Source organism: Arthrobacter sp. UNCCL28 (genome assembly GCF_900102805.1).
GTDB lineage: Bacteria > Actinomycetota > Actinomycetes > Actinomycetales > Micrococcaceae > Arthrobacter > Arthrobacter nicotinovorans_A.
This window is the reverse complement of sequence record NZ_FMWE01000001.1, coordinates 978,276-998,788: the sequence shown is the minus strand read 5'-3', so window position 1 is coordinate 998,788 and position 20,513 is coordinate 978,276. Positions and strand designations below refer to the sequence as shown.

General features: G+C 63.7%; 11 protein-coding genes and 1 riboswitch. Of the genes, 4 read left to right on the top strand and 7 right to left on the bottom strand.

Translation table 11 applies throughout. The features are described 5' to 3' along the window. Window positions 1-16: 16 nt before the first annotated feature. Window positions 17-1,096: an amidohydrolase family protein gene (locus BLQ01_RS04470; protein WP_091550282.1), complete on the bottom strand. Its 1,080-nt coding sequence runs from the start codon at window positions 1,094-1,096 to the stop codon at window positions 17-19. Between the two features lie 83 nt (window positions 1,097-1,179). Further along, window positions 1,180-1,287: riboswitch (TPP riboswitch) on the top strand. Here BLQ01_RS04470 and thiC point away from each other — a divergent pair. Beyond that, complete coding sequence (thiC, locus tag BLQ01_RS04465; RefSeq protein WP_091550280.1) at window positions 1,283-3,157, top strand: phosphomethylpyrimidine synthase ThiC; 1,875 nt, start codon at window positions 1,283-1,285, stop codon at window positions 3,155-3,157. It overlaps the preceding riboswitch by 5 nt. Here the strand turns inward: thiC and BLQ01_RS04460 are convergent. After that, complete coding sequence (locus BLQ01_RS04460) at window positions 3,140-3,862, bottom strand: alpha/beta fold hydrolase (protein ID WP_026546039.1); 723 nt, start codon at window positions 3,860-3,862, stop codon at window positions 3,140-3,142. The two genes, thiC and BLQ01_RS04460, sit on opposite strands and share 18 nt — an antisense overlap. Window positions 3,863-3,927: 65 nt before the next feature. After that, window positions 3,928-5,508: a signal recognition particle protein gene (gene ffh, locus BLQ01_RS04455; RefSeq protein ID WP_091550278.1), complete on the bottom strand. Its 1,581-nt coding sequence runs from the start codon at window positions 5,506-5,508 to the stop codon at window positions 3,928-3,930. Between the two features lie 167 nt (window positions 5,509-5,675). Between ffh and BLQ01_RS04450 the strand changes: the two genes are divergently transcribed. After that, window positions 5,676-7,076: a glucose-6-phosphate dehydrogenase gene (locus tag BLQ01_RS04450; RefSeq protein ID WP_026540257.1), complete on the top strand. Its 1,401-nt coding sequence runs from the start codon at window positions 5,676-5,678 to the stop codon at window positions 7,074-7,076. 91 nt (window positions 7,077-7,167) lie between these two features. Here BLQ01_RS04450 and BLQ01_RS04445 read toward each other — a convergent pair whose 3' ends face one another. Together BLQ01_RS04445 and BLQ01_RS04440 are read right to left on the bottom strand one after the other, a co-directional pair. Continuing rightward, the gene (locus BLQ01_RS04445) at window positions 7,168-7,506 is read right to left on the bottom strand and encodes a P-II family nitrogen regulator (protein WP_011775128.1); all 339 of its coding nucleotides are present in this window, start codon (window positions 7,504-7,506) and stop codon (window positions 7,168-7,170) included. After that, window positions 7,503-8,834, bottom strand: a complete 1,332-nt coding sequence (locus tag BLQ01_RS04440; protein ID WP_091550276.1) for an ammonium transporter — start codon at window positions 8,832-8,834, stop codon at window positions 7,503-7,505. Before BLQ01_RS04440 ends, BLQ01_RS04445 begins: the two co-directional genes overlap by 4 nt. Before the next feature lie 261 nt (window positions 8,835-9,095). Here BLQ01_RS04440 and BLQ01_RS04435 point away from each other — a divergent pair, with 261 nt between their 5' ends. Further along, window positions 9,096-10,316 (top strand): MFS transporter, encoded by a 1,221-nt coding sequence (locus BLQ01_RS04435; RefSeq protein WP_091550275.1) that lies wholly within the window; start codon window positions 9,096-9,098, stop codon window positions 10,314-10,316. A 77-nt stretch (window positions 10,317-10,393) separates the two neighbouring features. Here the strand turns inward: BLQ01_RS04435 and ftsY are convergent, their stop codons facing one another. Both ftsY and smc read right to left on the bottom strand, forming a co-directional pair. Continuing rightward, complete coding sequence (gene ftsY / locus BLQ01_RS04430; RefSeq protein WP_026540254.1) at window positions 10,394-11,599, bottom strand: signal recognition particle-docking protein FtsY; 1,206 nt, start codon at window positions 11,597-11,599, stop codon at window positions 10,394-10,396. Window positions 11,600-11,619: 20 nt separating this feature from the next. After that, window positions 11,620-15,198: a chromosome segregation protein SMC gene (gene smc / locus BLQ01_RS04425; RefSeq protein WP_175493353.1), complete on the bottom strand. Its 3,579-nt coding sequence runs from the start codon at window positions 15,196-15,198 to the stop codon at window positions 11,620-11,622. A 356-nt stretch (window positions 15,199-15,554) separates the two neighbouring features. Here smc and BLQ01_RS04420 point away from each other — a divergent pair, with 356 nt between their 5' ends. Continuing rightward, window positions 15,555-20,438: a DUF4082 domain-containing protein gene (locus BLQ01_RS04420; protein ID WP_091550273.1), complete on the top strand. Its 4,884-nt coding sequence runs from the start codon at window positions 15,555-15,557 to the stop codon at window positions 20,436-20,438. Window positions 20,439-20,513 lie beyond the last annotated feature (75 nt).

Sequence of the window (20,513 nt, the reverse complement as noted above, 5' to 3'; positions counted from 1 at the left end):
AAGCTTCAATTTATTCCTAACGGACTACAGAACCGCGAAGGACGATGTGCGAGAGGTTGGCTACGGTCTGCAGGTCCTGCCTCGGATCCTCCGAACACAGCACGACGTCGGCACTGGCCCCTTCGCTGATACCGTCCTCTCCCAGCCACGCCCGGGCACGCCACGCTGCAGCGTCCAGCACCGCCTCCGGCGGCAGGCCGGCGTCGTGCAGCTCTTTCATCTCATCGGCGATCCTGCCGTGCTTAATCACGCTGCCGGCGTCTGTGCCCGCGTAAATTTCCACTCCGGCCTCGAAGGCTTCAAGCACCCGCTCGCGCCGCCGCTCCCACAGACGGACCATGTGGTCTGCATAGTGCGGAAACTTCGGCGCAGCCTGTGCGGCGATGTCCGGAAACGTGGCGATGTTGACCAAGGTGGGAACGATCGGCACCGACTGCTCCACCAAACGGGGAAGGTGCCGCGGAAGCAGGCCCGTGGCGTGCTCGATGCAATCGATGTTGGCGTCCAACATGTCATCGATCGTGTCCTCGGCAAAGCAATGGGCCGTCACCCTGGCACCCTCATCGTGGGCGGCGGAGATCGCATCCCTGACTACTGCGGCAGGGAATGAAGCAGCAAGATCTCCCACGCCGCGATCGATCCAGTCCCCTACCAGTTTCACCCAGCCATCGCCGTCGCGGGCTTCCTTCCGAACAGTCTCCACGAGGTCACCGGGATCAATTTCATGACCCAGGCCCCGGAGATAACGCCGGCTACGGGCAATGTGGCGGCCGGCCCGGATAAGGCGGGGCAAGTCCGCACGCTGCTGGACCCACCGGGTGTCACTGGGTGATCCGGCGTCCCTGATCAGCAGCGTCCCGGCGTCGAGGTCAGCTTGGGCCTGGGCAAGAGTGGCCTGCTCGTCAACGGCGCCGCCCGCGCCCAAACCGATATGGCAGTGGGCGTCAACAAAGCCGGGCAGGACCCAGCCATCCAGGACGCGGTCCGGCGCCTTCGCAGGGCGCACGAAGGTCAAAGTGCCGTCCACGGACCACATTCCGTGGCGTTCCTCGCTGATTGAGACGAGCACGGGTCCGGAAAATTCGATGGTGGCCATGGGAAAAGCCTAGTCCGCAGCGGCGCCTTCGGAGCTGGATGCTCATGTGACTGCGGGCCCGTTGGGAGCTGTGGTAGCTTCGTCTACGACCACACGGGAGCCCTTGCAGGGGCTGAGATCGGACTGAGGCAGTCTGCGACCGTTGAACCTGTCCGGGTAATGCCGGCGAAGGAAGTGAGCAGTCCATTGAACACCACCAGTACACAGCACAGCCCTGCCCAAAACCCGTCCAGCACGGACGATATTCCATCCAGCACCGGAGCAATCACGCCGGAATCCGTGACCCAATCATTGAAATCCCACTCCCTTGCCTACCGTGAGGACCCGGAGAATGGAATCCGGGTTCCCGTGACGGAAATCGCCCTGGAACCCTCTCCCAACGGCGATGCCAACGAGCCGTTCCAGGTGTACCGCACGGCGGGACCGGGCAGCGATCCGGTGATGGGGCTGGAACCATTCCGGGCAGCCTGGATCGAACGCCGAGGCGACACCGAGGCCTATCGCGGACGGCAACGCAACCTGCTCGACGACGGCAGGTCGGCGGTTCGTCGCGGGGAAGCAACAGCGGAATGGAAGGGTGCCAAGCCCGAGCCGCGACGCGCCGTCGAGGGTAAAACCGTGACACAGATGCACTATGCCAGGCAGGGAATGGTGACCCCGGAGATGCAGTTCGTCGCGTTGCGGGAGAACTGTGACGTTGAGCTGGTCCGCAGCGAGGTCGCAGCGGGCCGGGCAATCATTCCCAGCAACATCAACCATCCCGAGTCCGAGCCGATGATCATCGGCAAAGCCTTCCTTGTGAAGATCAACGCCAACATCGGCAACTCTGCCGTGACAAGCTCCATTGCCGAGGAAGTGGACAAGCTGCAGTGGGCCACTCAATGGGGCGCCGATACCGTCATGGATCTCTCCACCGGCGATGACATCCACACCACCCGTGAATGGATCATCCGCAACTCCCCTGTTCCGATCGGAACCGTCCCTATTTACCAGGCGCTGGAGAAGGTCAATGGCGAAGCCAACAAGCTGACGTGGGAGATTTTCCGTGACACGGTCATAGAACAATGCGAGCAGGGCGTGGACTACATGACCATCCACGCCGGGGTGCTGTTGCGCTACGTCCCGCTGACGGCCAACCGGGTTACGGGGATTGTCTCACGCGGCGGCTCCATCATGGCCGGCTGGTGCCTGGCGCACCATCAGGAAAACTTCCTCTACACGCATTTTGACGAGCTCTGCGAAATCTTCGCCCGATACGACGTCGCCTTCTCCCTGGGCGACGGCCTGCGCCCGGGCGCAACCGCCGACGCCAACGACGCCGCCCAGTTTGCCGAGCTGGACACCCTGGCCGAACTCACGCAGCGCGCATGGGCGTTCGATGTCCAGGTCATGGTGGAAGGACCGGGACACGTGCCGTTCCACTTGGTCAGGGAGAACGTGGAACGGCAGCAGGAACTGTGCAAAGGTGCCCCGTTCTACACGCTGGGGCCGCTGGTCACCGATGTCGCTCCTGGCTATGACCACATCACCTCGGCCATCGGAGCTACCGAGATCGCCCGGTACGGCACCGCCATGCTCTGCTACGTCACTCCCAAGGAGCATCTGGGCCTCCCGAACAAAGACGACGTCAAGACCGGCGTCATTACGTATAAGATCGCAGCCCATGCCGCGGACCTCGCGAAGGGACACCCCGGCGCCCATGAGCGCGACGATGCCCTGTCCAAGGCACGGTTCGAGTTCCGTTGGCGCGACCAGTTCGCCCTTTCGCTGGACCCCGTAACGGCTGAAGCCTTCCACGACGAAACGCTGCCGGCAGAACCGGCCAAGACAGCCCATTTCTGCTCCATGTGCGGCCCCAAGTTCTGCTCCATGCGCATCAGCCAGGACATTCGCGACGAATACGGGTCGGCCAAGGCCCAGGAAGCGATCGCCGAAATGTACAGCGGGATGCGCGGCAAGAGCGAGGAATTCCTGGCCTCGGGCGGAAAGGTCTATTTGCCGGAACCTCAGGTGCCGGGAAGCAAGGCCACCGTCAAAGCCGGCTCAGGAAGCCTGGATTGAAAGGGCCCGTCCGACGTCTGCAACAAAGGATCGGATGATGTGATCTCCGTCCACAGAGTCCTGGGGCCGGTGTCCTCCCGCTGCGACTCGGCGGAGGGCGCCGGTTTCCTGGAGATAACCGGCAATTTCCTCATAAAGAGGCTCCCATCCACCCGTGAGGACCAGGGTGGGAACACCGGGCACAATGTGCAGCGGCGCATCCCACGGCGGAGCCTGGAGCCTGAGCCTGCGGGCCGAACGCCGTGCTTCGGGAGAATCCAATCCCCCGGTTTCGGCAGAGAACGCCCGGCGGTAATACTCACGCTGATAATCGGCGTCGTTGAGCTGGTCCCGCACATCGAACAGCGGTTCCATGAGGGCACGGTGGGAAGCTGTGGCTGGGAGCTCGGCCGTCAGGGAAAGGCAAGCAGGCTCCACCAAGGCCAGCGAATGCACCAGGTCCGGACGTTCGATCGCTGCCAACATGGCAGAGATGGCACCTTGCTCGTGCGCCACCACATGGCCGCCCCTCGAATCCGCAAGGGCGTTGATGACAATGGCCACGTCCGCGGCAACGCTCGATTCCACGGGCTCGGCTACGGCGTCAAAGCCGTGCCGGCGCAGGAAAAGCGCGTCATAAGCCAGGGCCATGCCGTGCTGTTTCGGCCATGCAGCAGCACCGAAGCTGCCCAGGCCGTGAACGAAGACTACGCGCTGCTTATGCATTGGTTCAGCCTATTCCACGGCCCTGACATCCCAACTGCGGACGCGGTTGGGATGCCGGCCACGGCCTATTTGCCGAGGAACTTCTCGAAGCCCTTGGGAAGGTTGAGCGATGAGGGGTCGAAGTCGGCCGCACCCTGGCCAAAAGCTGCACCGGAGGGTGCCGCCGAGGCTGCGTTGGCGCGCTTGGCTTCGGCATCACGCAATTCCTGGGCAGCCTTGGCCGGGTTGCCGGAGCGGGCCTTCTTCTTGGGCGCGTTCTTGCCTCCCTTGCGGCCTCCGCCCGGACCTCCAAGGCCAGGCATCCCGGGCATTCCAGGCATGCCGCCACCCTGGGCCAGCTTCTTCATCATCTTCTGGGCCTGGGCAAAGCGCTCCAGCAAGCCGTTGACCTCGGAGACATGGACGCCTGAACCCTTGGCAATACGGGCACGGCGTGAGCCGTTGATGATCTTGGGAGCAACGCGCTCGTGCGGCGTCATGGACCGGACGATGGCCTCGACGCGGTCGATTTCCTTCTCATCGAAGTTCTCCAGCTGCTGGCGGATGTTCTGCGCACCCGGCATCATCATGAGCATCTTCTTCATGGAGCCCATGTTGCGGATCTGCTGCATCTGGGCGAGGAAGTCATCCAGGGTGAAGTCTTCCTGGTCGGCGAACTTCTTCGCCATCCGTGCGGCTTCGTCCTTGTCCCAGGCCTTCTCGGCCTGTTCGATCAAGGTCAGAACGTCACCCATGTCCAGGATGCGCGAAGCCATCCGGTCGGGGTGGAAGAGCTCAAAGTCGTCCAGGCCTTCGCCAGTGGAGGCGAACATGACGGGCTTACCGGTGACGGACGCAACGGACAGCGCGGCGCCACCGCGGGCGTCGCCGTCGAGCTTGGAAAGCACAATGCCAGTGAAGTTGACGCCTTCATCGAACGCCATCGCCGTGTTGACAGCGTCCTGGCCGATCATGGAGTCGATCACGAAGAGAACTTCGTTGGGGATGATCGCCTGACGGATGCGGCGGGCCTGGTCCATCATTTCGGCGTCGACACCAAGGCGGCCGGCGGTGTCAACGATCACGACGTCGTGCAGCTTCTGGCGCGCTTCCTCAACACCGGCCTTCGCGACGGCGACGGGGTCACCGGCAGGGTGCTCCAGCTCGGAGGTGGCACCGGGATGGGGAGCGAACACGGGGACGCCCGCGCGCTGGCCAACCACTTGGAGCTGCGTGACGGCGTTGGGACGCTGGAGGTCGCAAGCGACCAGCATGGGGCTGTGGCCCTGGGCCTTGAGCCATTTGGACAGCTTGCCGGCGAGGGTAGTCTTGCCTGCACCTTGAAGGCCGGCAAGCATGATGATGGTGGGTCCGGTCTTGGCCAGGCGGATGCGGCGGGTCTCACCACCGAGGATCTCCACAAGTTCCTCGTTGACGATCTTGACGATCTGCTGGCTCGGGTTCAGGGCACCCGAAACTTCGGCGCCCAGGGCACGCTCGCGAACGCGGCCGGTGAACTCACGGACCACGGACACTGCAACGTCCGCGTCCAGCAGGGCGCGGCGGATCTCCCGGACTGTGGCATCAACATCAGCCTCGGTGAGGCGCCCCTTGCCACGAAGGTTCTTGAAGGTTGCTGTCAACCGGTCAGAGAGTGAATTGAACACGCGCCGTGCACTTCTTTCGATGGTCTTCTAATGGCGGCCAATGCGGCACACCAGAGTCTTGACGATTGCCCCCAGCAAACATGTCTCAACCCAACAAATCTGAATCGACTAGGGGACTCGACTATCTAGGGTACCAAGTCGGACCTGCAAGATGGCATGCTGGCACAGTGACCAGTAAAACAACTGTAAAAACGTTGCTCATCCTCGGCGCGTCCGGGGACCTCACAGGCAGGCTTTTGCTGCCCGGCCTGGCCGGCCTGCTGGCCTCCGGCAGGGCCCCGGGATTGCGCCTGGTGGGCGCGGGCTCGGATCCGTGGACTCCTGAACAGTGGCGGGAGCGGGTCAGCGGGGCTTTCGCGGCAGCCGCGGGCACGGCAAACGACGCCGGCCGCTCGGCACTGGAAACCGTGGCCGGCGCCACCGAGTACCACCAGCTTGATGTCACGGCGGACGGGCCCCTGGCGGAGCTCCTGGCGACCCTGGAGGGTCCCATCGCCATCTACTTCGCCCTGCCTCCGCACATCAGCCAGAAAGCGTGCGAGGTACTCCGCCGGGAACAAATCCCCGCCGGTACTCGCCTGGTGATGGAAAAGCCGTTTGGTTCGGGTACCGAATCCGCGCACGAGTTGAACAAGACGTTGGCGGCCCTGGTCCCCGAGGACCACATCCACAGGGTTGACCACTTCCTGGGCAAAGCCACGGTGCTGAACATCCTGGGCCTTCGATTCGCCAACCGGTTCCTGGAGCCGGTGTGGAACCGCGAACACATCGAGAAAGTGGAGATCGTCTTCGACGAGGACCTGGCCCTGGAAGGACGTGCGCGCTACTACGACACCGCCGGCGCGCTCCGGGACATGATCCAGAGCCACCTCCTGCACATCATGGCCTTCCTGGCCATTGACGCACCCGCAACCATTGAGGAGCGGGACCTGCGCGACGCCGTGGCAACGGTCCTGCGGGCCAGCAGCATCAAGGCACCCTTCGCGGACACCACGCGGCGGGCGCGGTACACGGCCGGAACCCTTGGGGAACGAAGCGTGCCGGACTACGCTGCCGAAGACGGCGTGGATCCTGCCCGCAACACTGAAACCCTGGCTGAAGTCCGGGTGGAAATAGACAATTGGCGCTGGCAAGGGGTCCCTTTCATTCTCCGTTCCGGCAAGGCAATGGGACGCCGGCGCAAGGAGGCCGTCATTACCTTCCGCCCGGTGCCCCACCTGCCCCGGGGATTCTCCGGCGTGGACTCCCCCAACCAGCTGCGGATTGGATTCGGTCCCGACGTGCTCCAGCTGGACGTGGACGTCAACGGCCCCGGCGACATCTTCACACTGGACCGTGCCAGCCTTGTGACAGAACTCAATGCAGCCGGAATGTTGCCGTACGGCGAAGTGCTGGAAGGCATTCTCAACGGCGATCCCCTCCTGTCGGTCCGCGGGGATACGGCAGAGGACTGCTGGCGGATCATCGAGCCGGTTCTTCGCGCCTGGGAGGCCGGTGACGTCCCGTTGGAAGAGTACGACGCCGGCGGCGCGGGTCCGGCGGCCTGGCCCACCGCCGTCGTGGAGTAAAGCCGGGACAAAGAGAACAAAACAGCGGGCCGGGTACCTTGACTGGTACCCGGCCCGCTGTGTTCGGCTCAGGATCTTGTTCGCGAGGGACTTAGATTGCGGCCGCGCCGCGCTCCCCGGTCCTGACCCGGACTGCTTCGTAGACATCCACGGTCCAGACCTTGCCGTCACCGGCACGTCCGGTGTTCGAGCTGGCGATCAGGACATCAAGGATGTCATCTGCTTGCTCGTCCGTGGCGAGGACTTCAATGCGGATCTTGGGCAGCAAGTCCACGTTGTATTCGGCTCCGCGATACACCTCGGTGTATCCCCGCTGGCGGCCATAGCCGCTGGCCGCGCTGACCGTCAGGCCCTGGACCCCGTATGATTCGAGGCCTTCCCGGACTGCTTCAAGCTTTTCGGGACGGACGATCGCTGTAATGAGCTTCATGCCTGGACACTCTCCTTGCCTTCTGCGGGGGTCTTGGCCGCAGCGGTCTCCGATTTTCCGATAACTGCGTTGTGCAGCGGCTGGAAGCTGCCGCCGTGGCCGTTGACTCCGAATTCGTAGGCCGTCTCTGCGTGGAGGCTGAGGTCTACGCCAACGTTCTCCTGTTCCGTTGAGACCCGGAAGCCCATGGTCTTGTGGATGGCAAAGGCGATGATGGCCGTCATGATGGCCGAGTAGGCAATGGCGATGCCGGCTGCTGCGAGCTGTGCCCACATCTGGGTCCAGCCGCCGCCGTAGAAGAGGCCGCCGCCGACTCCGTCAGTGGACTTGGCGATGAAGCCCAGTGCCACGGTGCCGATGATGCCGGAGACGAGGTGGACGCCTACAACATCCAAGGAGTCATCGAAGCCCCAACGGAACTTCAGGCCAACTGCCAGGGCTGAGGCAACGCCGGCGACAACACCGAGGCCGAGGGCGCCGATGGGGTCAACGTTGGCGCAGGCCGGGGTGATGGCTACCAGGCCGGCTACTACACCCGATGCTGCGCCAAGGGAGGTCGGGTGGCCGTCACGGATGCGTTCGGTGATGAGCCAGCCGATCATGGCTGCTGCAGGGGCTGCCAGGGTGTTGATCCAGATAAGGCCTGCCTGTTCGGCGGTGGTTGCTGCGCCGCCGTTGAATCCGAACCAGCCGAACCAGAGGACTGCAGCGCCGAGCATCACGAACGGGATGTTGTGCGGGCGGTGGTTCGGGTCCTTGCCGAAGCCGCGGCGGTTGCCGATGATGAGGACCAGGACCAGTGCGGCTACACCTGCGTTGATGTGCACAACGGTGCCGCCGGCGAAGTCAATGGCCGGGCCGAGGGCCTTGCCGATCGCGCCTTCCGGGCCGAAGAGCCCACCGCCCCAGACCATGTAGGCCAGCGGGCAGTAAACCAGGGTGACCCAGACCGGAACGAAGATGCTCCAGGCACCGAACTTGGCCCGGTCAGCGATCGCGCCGCTGATGAGGGCAACGGTGATGATGGCGAAAGTGGCTGCGTAGCCGATCTTGATCATGGCGTCCGGAGTGGTTTCAACTCCTATGAGGCCAAAGGAAGCGAACGGGTTGCCCACGATTTCCAGGAAGCCTTCACCGGAACTCATTGAGGCGCCCCACAGCACCCAGACAACCCCAACGATGCCGATGGAGATGAAGCTCATCATCATCATGTTCAAGGCTGCTTTGGCGCGTGTCATGCCGCCGTAGAAAAATGCCAGACCAGGTGTCATGAACAGCACAAGCGCCGCCGCCACCATGACCCATACGTGACCTGCGGTAAGTTCCATGGTGCACGTTCCTCTCTTGCTAGATCTGCGGTTCAACCGCTGTCCTGACGCCGTTTGCGTCCTGCTTAAGAGTTTTGTGCCACCGTGTTTCACCTGCGCAGGTTTTATATTGCGCGCCGGTTACAACAACCTCCCCAACGTAAATGGTGCATATCTCCGGTGTTACGGATATGTTTCAGGCGTCGGACTTCTCAGGAAAATACCCGTTCTTGACCCTCCGTCCCTCCATTGACCTTCACTACCCGCAAGGACCCACCCCGTATGACCGAGTCGCCCAGATCCGTCAAAGCTCCAAGGATCCGGCAGGAGAAAGAACCCTTGCCCCGCGATATCAAGGTGATGTTGGCCGCAGCCTTCCTGATCGCCCTCGGCTTTGGACTGGTGGCGCCCGTACTGCCGCAATTTGCCACCACCTTCGACGTCGGCGCTACCGCAGCCGCTGTGATCGTGAGCATTTTCGCGTTCATGCGCCTGGTCTTCGCTCCGGCGGGCGGCGCCCTGATCGGACGTTTCGGGGAACGTAATGTCTACGTGTCCGGGTTGCTGATCGTGGCGGTGTCCACGGCGGCGTGCGCGTTTGCCCAGGATTACTGGCAACTGTTGGTCTTCAGGGGCCTCGGCGGGGCCGGGTCGGTCATGTTCACTGTCGCGGCCATGGGCCTGCTCATCCGCCTAGCACCCCCCGAAAGGCGGGGGCGGGTCTCCGGCGCGTACGCCTCGGCGTTTCTGATCGGCAGCGTGCTGGGACCGGTCGTGGGCGGACTTCTGGCAGGCTTCGGGCTCCGTGTCCCTTTCCTGGCCTACGCAGGGGCCCTCCTCGTGGCCGCTTTGGTGGTCCGGACAATGCTCAGCGGCGAAGGGAACGCCGCGGAAGATACACAACCGGCGCCGGCCATGACCCTTAAGGAAGCCCTCTCCGACTCCGCTTACCGTGCGGCAGTCTTCTCGAGCTTCAGCAACGGCTGGGTGACGTTCGGCGTCCGCATGGCCACCATTCCGCTGTTCGCGGTTGCTGTCCTGCAGTCCAAACCCGAAACGGCAGCGTGGGCACTTGCCATCTTTGCCGTCGGCAACGCCCTGGCGCTGACCTTCTCCGGGCGTTTGGCCGACGCATGGGGGCGCAAGCCATTGCTGATCCCGGGTCTGGTCATCACCGGCGTGGCCACCGGTGTCATCGGGCTCACCACTGACCTGGCCGGATTCCTCGTTGCCTCGGCGGTGGCGGGGTTCGGGTCCGGACTCCTGGGCCCGGCCCAGCAGGCCGCCGTCGCCGACGTCATTGGCAGGGGGCGCTCGGGCGGCAAGGTACTGGCAGTCTTTCAGATGGCGGCGGACACCGGGGCCATTATCGGGCCGGTCGCAGCCGGCTTGCTCGCCGACCGACTGGGTTATGGCTGGGCATTTGGCATCACAGGTGGCGTCCTCCTGCTCGCCTCTGCGGCGTGGTTGCCGGCACGGGAGCCCCTTAAAGCAAAAAACTGACCGGCAGCAACGGCCCTCCCGGGTTGTCGGGGAGAACCACTGCTGCCGGCCAGCGCAATGCGCAGGACTGGGGCGTGCTAGTTGAGCAGTGCGTCCACGAAGCTTTCGGCGTCAAAGGGCGCCAGGTCATCCGGCCCTTCACCCAGGCCGATGAGTTTGACGGGCACGCCCAGGGATTTCTGGATGGCCACTACGATGCCGCCCTTGGCGGTTCCGTCGAGCTTGGTCAGCACGATGCCGGTGATGTTCACTACTTCGGCAAAGACACGGGCCTGGTTGAGCCCGTTCTGCCCGGTGGTGGCGTCCAGGACCAGCAGGACTTCATCAACCTCGGCCAGCTTCTCAATAACCCGTTTGACCTTGCCGAGCTCATCCATCAGGCCGGTCTTGTTCTGCAAGCGTCCGGCGGTATCGACCATCACGACGTCGACTTCCTGATCGATGCCGGCCTTCACCGCTTCGTAGGCGACGGAGGCGGGGTCGGCGCCGTCGATGTCGGACTTCACCGTGGGCACGCCAACGCGCTGGCCCCAGGTTGCCAACTGCTCGGCCGCTGCTGCCCTGAACGTATCAGCGGCACCCAGCAGGACATCCTTGTCTTCGGCCACCAACACCCGTGCCAGCTTGCCCACCGTGGTTGTCTTGCCCACGCCGTTGACACCAACAACCAGAACGACGGCGGGGCGGTCGCCCTTGCGCTGGACGTTCAGGGAACGGTCCATGGAAGGATCCACCAGCTTGATGAGCTCCTCGCGGAGCATCGCCTTGACGTCTTCGGGGCTGCGGGTACCGAGGACCTTGACGCGCTCACGCAGGGCGTCCACCAGTTGCAGGGTGGGTTCGGTGCCGAGGTCGGCCAGCAGGAGGGTCTCTTCGACCTCGTCCCACACGTTCTCATCAATCTTGTCGCCCGAGAGCAGCGCAAGGAGGCCCTTGCCCAGGATGCTGTTGGACTTGACCAGGCGGGCACGCAGGCGGGTCAGGCGGCCCTCCACCGGCGCGGGCGTATCAATGGCGATGGTTTCGAGCCCGGCGGCGTCGTCCGGGACGTCGGCCCCCTCAACGGTTCCGTCAAAGGTTGGAGCCGGGGCCTTAACCGCGTCCGGGCGGTCCTCCACCAGGGTTCCGCCGCCTGCTGCCGAGGACTGCGGGGGGTCGTTGGCATCTCGGGTGCCGGGGTACTTCGCCCCCGACTTCCGGGCCTTCAGGAGAACCGGTACGAGTCCGCCGACCACCACAAGGGCAGCGAGAATGGACAGAATTATGGGTAGGAAATCGTTCACACCCCTACCTTCTCATAAAGCTAAGCCCCGGCACCGAGCCTTTGGCTGATGACAGTGGAGACACCGTCGCCACGCATTGTCACACCGTATAGGGCGTCCGCTACTTCCATGGTGCGCTTCTGGTGGGTGATCACGATCAGTTGGCTGGACTCCCGCAATTCTTCGAAGATGGTGATGAGCCGGCCCAGGTTGGTGTCGTCCAGCGCAGCTTCGACCTCGTCCATCACATAGAACGGCGAAGGACGGGCTTTGAAAATCGCCACCAGCAGCGCCACGGCCGTCAGGGACCGTTCACCACCGGAGAGCAAGGAGAGCCTCTTGATCTTCTTGCCGGCGGGCCTGGCCTCCACCTCGATTCCCGTCGTCAGCATGTCATCGGGGTCCGTGAGCACCAGCTTGCCCTCGCCACCGGGGAAGAGCCGGGCAAAGACGTGGTCGAACTGGGCCGAAGTGTCGGCAAAAGCCTCGGTGAAGACCTGCTGCACACGCGCGTCCACCTCTTTGATGATGTCCAGCAGGTCCTTGCGGCTGGACTTGAGGTCCTCGAGCTGGGAGCTGAGGAACTGGTGCCGTTCCTCCAACGCGGCGAACTCCTCCAGCGCCAGCGGGTTTACTTTGCCCAGCGCGGCCAGGTCCCGTTCCGCTTTCTTGAGCCTTTTTTCCTGCTCGGCCCGGACAAAGGGAATGCCTTCAACAATGGCCTCGCCGTGCTCGTCCACCGGTGCCCTGAGTTCGGCCCACTTGTCCGTGGCTGCTCCGGCGGGCACCGGAACAGGGAGCCCGGGGCCATAGTCGGCAACGAGTTGCTCCGCGGATAACCCAAGTTCCTCGATGGAACGCGTCTCCAGCGCCTCAATACGAAGACGCTGCTGTGTTCGCGCCATCTCGTCCCTGTGCACCGAGTCCGTCAGTTCAGCCAGCTCCCGGGCGAGGGCTTCATTGCTGGTCCGGACCTGGGTCAGTTCCGCCTCCAGCCGCTCCCGGGTCTGCTCTGCCAGATCGCGATCCCAACCTGCAACGTCCACGGAGACATCGATGAACCGCAGTGCCTGTTCCACCGCTGAGGCCACAGCCGCTGCACGTTGTGCCTGGGCACGCCGCCGCTGCGCACGGCGGGCAGCCTCTTCGCGGGCACGCCTTTCCGTTGCCGCTGCCCGTTCAAGCGATGCTGCCCGGTTGCTGATGGCGCCCAGTTGCTCTTCTGCGGTCCTCAGAGCCAGCCGGGCTTCTGTTTCGACTGAGCGGGCAACCCTGGCCTGGGCGGCGAGTTCGTCGCGTTGGTCCGTCGATGGCTCTTCGTCGGGAGCTTCCTGGGCGGCGGCGAGCCGCTCCGCGGCGACCTCAAGGTCAAGCTGCGCCTCGGCGATGTTTGCCTCGGCCCTTGCCATCGAAGCGGCGAGCCTGTCACTTTCGCCCACGGCGCTGCGGAGGACGGAATTGAGGTGCCCAAGGCGCTCAGCTACCGCAGCCAGACGGGCGTCGGACTCGTGCAAGCGCTCCAAGGCAGCGTCGGCCCGGTCCTGGGCTTCGGCCCGGCGGGACTGGGCATTGGCCAGTGCAAACCGGCCACGCTCCAGGCGGGCAGTGACCTCATGAAGGCGGGCAACGGCGTCGTCCACTGCAGCCTGGACTTCAAGGAGGGACGGTGCTGTGGCCGAGCCGCCGGTGACGGTCAAGGCGGTGACCATGTCGCCCTCACGCGTGACGGCGTTAAGGTCATGGTGTTCCTTGACCAGTTGGGCGGCTGACCGAAGATCATCGACGACGGCGGTCCCCACCAGCAAGGACAACGCGCCTTGCGCTGCGGGATCGGAAATCTTCACGACGTCGACTGCCCAGCGGCCGCCGGGCGGAAGCGCCACCTCGGCGCCGGCGTCAGTACCCCCGCCGGTTCCGTCGGCCAGGAGAAGTGCCGCGCGGCCGGCGTCGCCCTCTTTCAACGAGGCGATGGCTGCCAGCGCGTCGCCGGTGTTTGCCGCCACCAAGGCGTCCGAGGCACTGCCCAGTGCAGCAGCGATGGCAGCCTCGAACCCGGGCTCGATAGCCACCAACTCAGCCAAAGGCCCCAGAATCCCTTCCGCTGAGAGGAGGCTGGCCGAACCGTCCTTGCGGTTGAGCCCAAGCTGGAGGGCGTCGCGGCGTGCCGTCAAGGCATCGCGCTGCCTCACAGCCTCCCGTTCCGCGGTCTTCAGTTCCTCGATTTCGGCCAGGACGGCGTCCAGGGCGTCGTTGGCATTTTCGTAGTCGGCGTCAAGGCTTTCTTCGCCGTCCTCAACCCCTGCCACCTGGGATTCAAGGGCAGCGAACTCGCTTTGGGCCTTCCGGCGCCGTTCGTCACCGGAAGCCAGGGATTCCCTGAGCCGGCCCCGTTCGGCTTCGGCGGCCTCGGCCCTGGACCGGGCAGCAGCTACCTGGCCTGCAAGCCTGGCCAACCCTTCCCGTCGATCGGCAGCGGCCCGCAACATGGCGGTCAGTCTCTTGTCCTCCGCCGCGGCCACGGCCTCGGCGGCGTCCTTTGCCACGGTGGCTTCAAGAAGCGCCGCTTGCTTGGCAAGGATGTCGTGCTGGAGCGCAGACTCCTCTTCGCGGACCCGGGCAGCCTGCCGTTCCAATTGTTCGGGGTCCCGGCCGGTGTCCGGCGCAGCCTCGGAGGAGCCCAGAAGCCGGCGGCGTTCAGAAGCCAGCGAACCCAGGGAACGCAGGCGCTCCCTGCCGGCGGAGAGTTGGTACCAATGATCACGCGCGGCGTTAAGCTTCGGGGTGGCTTCTGCAGCCTGCTGCTCCAGGGCAGCCTGTCGCCTGCGTCCGGTTCCCAGCTCCGCCTCCACCACCTGGCGCCGCTCCTTCAACGCGGCCTCGTCGGCAACATCCTGTTCAAGGCTGGTAGTGAGCTGCACCAGGTCATCGGCCAGGAGGCGTGCCTTGGCGTCCCTGACATCGAACTGGACCGTCTGTGCCCGCCGGGCGATTTCGGCCTGTTTGCCCAACGGTGTCAGTTGGCGGCGGATTTCCGCAGTGAGGTCACCGAGCCGTGCAAGGTTTGCCTGCATGGCTTCAAGTTTCCGAACAGTTTTTTCCTTGCGGCGGCGGTGCTTGAGGATACCCGCAGCTTCCTCAATGAAGCCCCGACGGTCCTCCGGCGTGGCATGGAGGACCCGGTCCAGTTGCCCCTGTCCCACAATGACGTGCATCTCCCGGCCCAGGCCGGAATCGGACAACAGTTCCTGGATATCAAGCAGGCGGCAGGGCGCGCCGTTGATGGCATACTCTGAGCCGCCGGTCCGGAACAGCGTCCTGGAGATGGTGACTTCGCTGTATTCGATGGGCAAGGCGTTGTCGGCGTTATCAATGGTCAATGACACATGGGCGCGGCCCAGGGGCGGCCGGCCGGATGTTCCGGCGAAGATGACGTCTTCCATCTTGCCGCCACGCAGCGTCTTGGCACCCTGCTCGCCCATCACCCAGGCCAGGGCATCAACCACGTTGGATTTGCCTGATCCGTTGGGACCGACAACAGCAGTGACGCCAGGCTCAAAGTCAAACGTCGTTGCCGACGCGAAGGACTTGAATCCTCGGACAGTCAAACTTTTCAAGTGCAAGGCGCTTCGGTTCTCCTGGGTGTCCCGGGCGGATGTATCCCCTAAATCTACTGCCGTTTGAGCGAAATTCATGGATCCATTGCCGGAACTCCTTGTGGACGGCCAGCCACACCCCTACACTCCTGCCAAGGGCTACTTGGCCTGTTCGTTCCGGTGATCCGGCTGCAAGGTGGGCAGAAGTTCACTTACAGCTGGATCCGGTCCCGATCTTCGGAACTTCGAGCCAAGGATAAATACCCGTGTTTCATAACTGAAGATCTTGGTTTGACCCTGGCTGGGGAGCGGCAAGCAGGGACCGTGCGTGAAAAACGCGGACCCATGTACGCATTTTCGGCGCGCCACCTCCAGGAGTTCTGATGCCCGGTACTTCAGCCAACCGACCCCAGCAAGTCCTCAAGGGCTTCTTAGTGCCCTTGATCCTGGCGATGGTCGCTTCACTCCTGCCCCTCGCGGTGCCAGCCGCCGTCGCAGCGGGACCCTGCGACCCCGTGGTCAATCCAGTGGTCTGCGAGAACTCCAAACCCGGAAGTCCGCCCTCGGAGTGGGACATCAACGGTGCCGGAGATGACAGCATCCAGGGATTCTCCACCGATATCAGCGTCAACGTGGGCCAACCCATCCGTTTCAAGGTGGACACCAACGCATCCAACTACACCATCGCGATTTACCGGACAGGGTGGTACGGAGGCAACGGTGCCCGCAAGATTGCCGATGTCACGCCGTCGGTCCTGCGGCAAAACCAGCCCGCGTGCCGGACTGATGTCGCCACCGGAATCTATGACTGCGGCACGTGGGCGGTATCGGCAACGTGGCAGGTACCCACCACGGCCGTGTCCGGTGTCTACATTGCCGTCCTTCGGCGCCCCGATACCGGCGGCATGAGCCACATCACGTTCATTGTCCGCAACGACGGCAACCGTTCTGCCGTCATCTTCCAAACCGCTGACCAGACGTGGCAGGCCTACAACTCCTATGGCGGCGCCGACTTCTACCAAGGAGTCAACGGCCGCGCCTACAAGGTCAGCTACAACCGTCCCGTGGCAACGCGGGGTGGACCCGATGGCCGGGACTTCTATTTCGCCAATGAATACCCCATGGTGCGCTTCCTGGAACAGAACGGCTACGACGTCAGCTACATCAGCGGCCTCGATGCTGACCGCAGCGGCGGCGAACTGCTGAACCACAAGGTGTTCCTCTCTGTCGGCCACGATGAGTATTGGTCCGGGCCGCAACGGGCAAACGTCACGGCTGCGCGGGATGCGGGGGTCAATCTCCAATTCCTTTCGGGCAATGAAATGTACTGGCGGACACGGTTTGAGCCTTCGTCAGTGGATGGTGCAGCCAACCGCACCCTGACCTGTTACAAGGAAACCTGGGCCAACGAAAAGATTGATCCCACAGCCCAGTGGACAGGCACCTGGCGTGATCCCCGCTTCGCGGCCCAGGCAAATGGAGGCGGCCTGCCCGAGAATGGCCTGACAGGTACGCAATACATGTCCAATTTCTCGGACCTGCCGGTCACAGTGAAAGCAGACGAGGGCAAGACCAGGCTTTGGCGGAACACAACCCTGGCTTCGATGGCTGCCGGTTCCTCTGCAGCTCTGGCCCCCCATACTGTCGGATACGAATCAGACGAAGACCTGGACAACGGATTCCGGCCGGCGGGCCTCATCCGGTTGTCCACCACGGTAGGCAGCGTTCCGCAATATCTCCAGGACTTCGGGAACACGGTGGCTGCAGGAACCACCACGCATAACCTCACCCTCTACCGCGCGGCCAGCGGTGCCCTGGTCTTCTCCGCAGGCAGCGTCCAGTGGACCTGGGGCCTTGACCAGGAGCACGACGGTAATGGTGCACCAGCTGATTCCCGCATGAGGCAGGCCCAGGTCAACATCCTCGCCGACATGGGCGCCCAGCCCGCCACCCGTGCTGCCGGGCTGGTGGCTGCAGCTGCCAGCACCGACACCACCAAGCCCACCGCCGCCATCTCCACGCCGGCCAATGCCGCCACCGTGGCACAAGGCAGCAGCGTCACCGTCACCGGAACAGCCGCCGACGTAGGCGGCGTAGTGGCCGGAGTCGAAGTTTCCACAGACGGCGGAACCACGTGGCACCCCGCCACGGGCAAGCAAAGCTGGAGCTACACCTACATACAAAAGGGTTTCTCCACAGCCACCATCCAGGCACGGGCCATCGACGACAGCGCCAACATCGGTGCCGCTGTCACCAGGAACCTGACCCTCAGTGGCCCCTACAGCGTTTTTGGCCAAACGGTTCCTGTGGTCAAAGACTCCGGTGACGGTGGAGCCTATGAAATGGGCCTGCGGTTCACCCCGTCAATAGACGGCTTCATCACAGGCGTCCGCTTTTACAAGAGCACCGCCAACACAGGCACGCACACCGGATCATTGTGGAGTGCAACCGGCGAGCGCCTGGCCACGGCCACGTTCACCAATGAAACTGCATCCGGCTGGCAGACTGCTTTGTTCAGCCAAGCAGTGCCTGTAGCAGCGGGACAGAAATATACCGCCTCCTATTGGGCTCCCAACGGGCACTATGCCACCAAGGACTACCAATGGGCGAGCTTCGGTTCCACGGACGCGCCTTTGAAGGTTGCTGGTGGTTTCGGAGCTGAACCTGCAGGGGTTTACAGCACCTCTCCAGGGTTCCCCACCACCAGCTTCAACGGTGGCAACTACTTCGCGGACGCGCTCTTCAGCACGGTAGACAGCTCCCCCATGACCGTCTCGGGCCAAACGCCCATTCCGTCGTCGTCGAGCGTGTCCGTGAACACCAAGGTAAGCGCTGTGTTTTCCAAGCCGGTCACTACGGCCAGCGTCCAGTTGGCGCTGCAGTCGTCCTCGGGTCCTGTTGCAGGAACGACGGCGTATGACGCCGCGACGCGGCGGGCCACCTTCACGCCGTCGAGCGCCTTGGCATTCAGCACCCAATATACGGCGACGTTGTCCGGAACCGATTCGATCGGTGGCGGCGTCACGGCAGGCGGAACGTGGTCCTTCACCACTGCTGCCACGCTGCCGGTTCCGGGCGCTTGTCCGTGCAGCCTCTTCGATGACTCGGTCACTCCGGGGATTGCCGAACTGCGTGAAGGCGTGCCCTTGACCCTCGGGGTTAGATTCTCCAGTGTTTCCGCTGGTGAAGTCCTCGGTATCCGCTTCTACAAGGCCGCCGGGAACACAGGCACCCACAATGGCGCCCTGTACACCGCTGCGGGCCAGCAATTGGCGACAGTGGCGTTCACCAATGAAAGTGCGTCCGGATGGCAGACAGCGATGTTCAGCCAACCGGTCCCGATGGCAGCCAACACGGAATACATCGTTTCCTACAAGTCGCTGACCGGTACCTACTCGGCCACAGCCAACGGCTTTGGGTCAGGGATGAGTGTTGGACCGTTGCGGGCAGCATCTGATGCAGGTGCCTACACCTACAGCGGTGACTTCGCCGCTTCACGATCGACCGCCAGCTACCTGGTGGACGTGGTGGTGACCGTGCCGAATCCGCCATTCACAGTCGGTTCACACTCGCCGCTGCCGAACGCTTCAAGTGTTCCCCTGAACACCGCCGTGAGCGCTGTGCTGTCCGAGGCCGCAGCGGCGTCCAGCGTAGGGTTGGCGCTGAAAGCGAGCGGCGGGACCTCCGTAGCGGGCACGACTGCCTACGACTCCGCCACCCGCAAAGTCACCTTCACTCCTACTGCTCCACTGGTCGCAGGTACCACCTACACGGCGACAGTGACGGCAACCTCGGTCTCAGGTCAACCCATGTCCGCCGGCGGAACCTGGACGTTCGCAACGGTTCCCGCGCCGCGCACACCGGGTGCTTGTCCGTGCACGCTGTACCAGGACACTGTGACACCCACCACCCCTGATGCGAATGACGGAGTTGCGTTGTCCCTCGGTGTGCGGTTCGCCAGCGATACTGCCGGGCAGATCACCGGGGTGCGCTTCTATAAAGCCGCCGGCAACACAGGCACCCACACGGGATCGCTCTACACGGCCGCGGGACAACTCCTGGCCACCGCTACCTTCACCAACGAATCAAGTACCGGGTGGCAGACTGTCACTTTCAGCCAACCGGTCAGCATCGAAGCCGACACCGAGTACGTGGCTGCCTATAAGGCTCCCACGGGCAAGTACTCATACACCGCTGGCGGATTTGGTGCAGGATTGACCAGCGGACCGTTGCGCACCGCCAATGACTCGGGAGCCTTCAGCTACACCACTGATTTCCCGGCATCATCATCGACCTCCAGTTACCTGGTGGATGTGGTGTTCACTACAGCTGTGCAGCCGCTGACAGTCACCGAACAGGTACCCGCCCCTGGCGCCACCGGCATCCCGACGGACGTCAAGCCCTCCATCACCTTCTCGGCCGCCATCAACCCGGGAGCGACTTTCACCCTGACAGCCAACGGCAACCCCGTGGCGGGGTCAGCTGCCCTTTCCGCCGACAACCGGACCATCACGTTCACCCCCACTGCGGCGCTGCCGAACAGCACAGTGGTCACGGCCAACGTGGGCAACGTCGTCTCCCAGCAGGGGCAAACCTTCCCGGCCGGCAACTGGCAATTCACGACGGCGGCTCCCACCGTCCAGCTGTCAACGATCTTTGGCTCGCTGACACCGCAAACAGTGACCGCGAGCGACTTCATGCCGGTGGAACTTGGCACTGCGTTCAGTGTTTCGCAGGCAGGGAATGTGACGGGGATTCGTTTCTACAAGGGGGCCGGCAACACCGGAACCCACGTAGGTTCGCTGTGGAACTCGGCCGGTACGCGCCTGGCGCAGGTGACCTTCACCAATGAAACAGCTACTGGCTGGCAGACCGCTACACTGGCTGCCCCGGTGGCGTTGGTGACAGGCCAAACCTACGTGGTGTCCTACCGGGCACCCAATGGCCGCTACTCCTATACCTCCGCGTTCTTCAACCAGACCTACACAAGCGGGGTGTTTACAGCCAGTGGCCCGAACAACGGGCGCTACCGGTACGGATCCGGGGGTGTGATGCCTGCCAACTCCTGGAACGCCACCAACTACTTTGTTGATGTGGTGTATTCCACCACTGCACCGGCACAGCAGACCGCGGCCCCGTCCCCCACCGCTACTCCTACTCCTACGCCAACGGCGACGGCGACGCCAACTGCTTCACCGAGTCCCTCACCCAGCCCGAGTCCTACGCAGTCAGGCGGACTCCTCTGCGGCTTGTTGGGTACCTGCTGAGTCAGCCGGCGCACCACAGGCGCCTCTCTACAGCGGGGTACCACTACAGCGGCGCACTACAGCCACCCTCTCTCA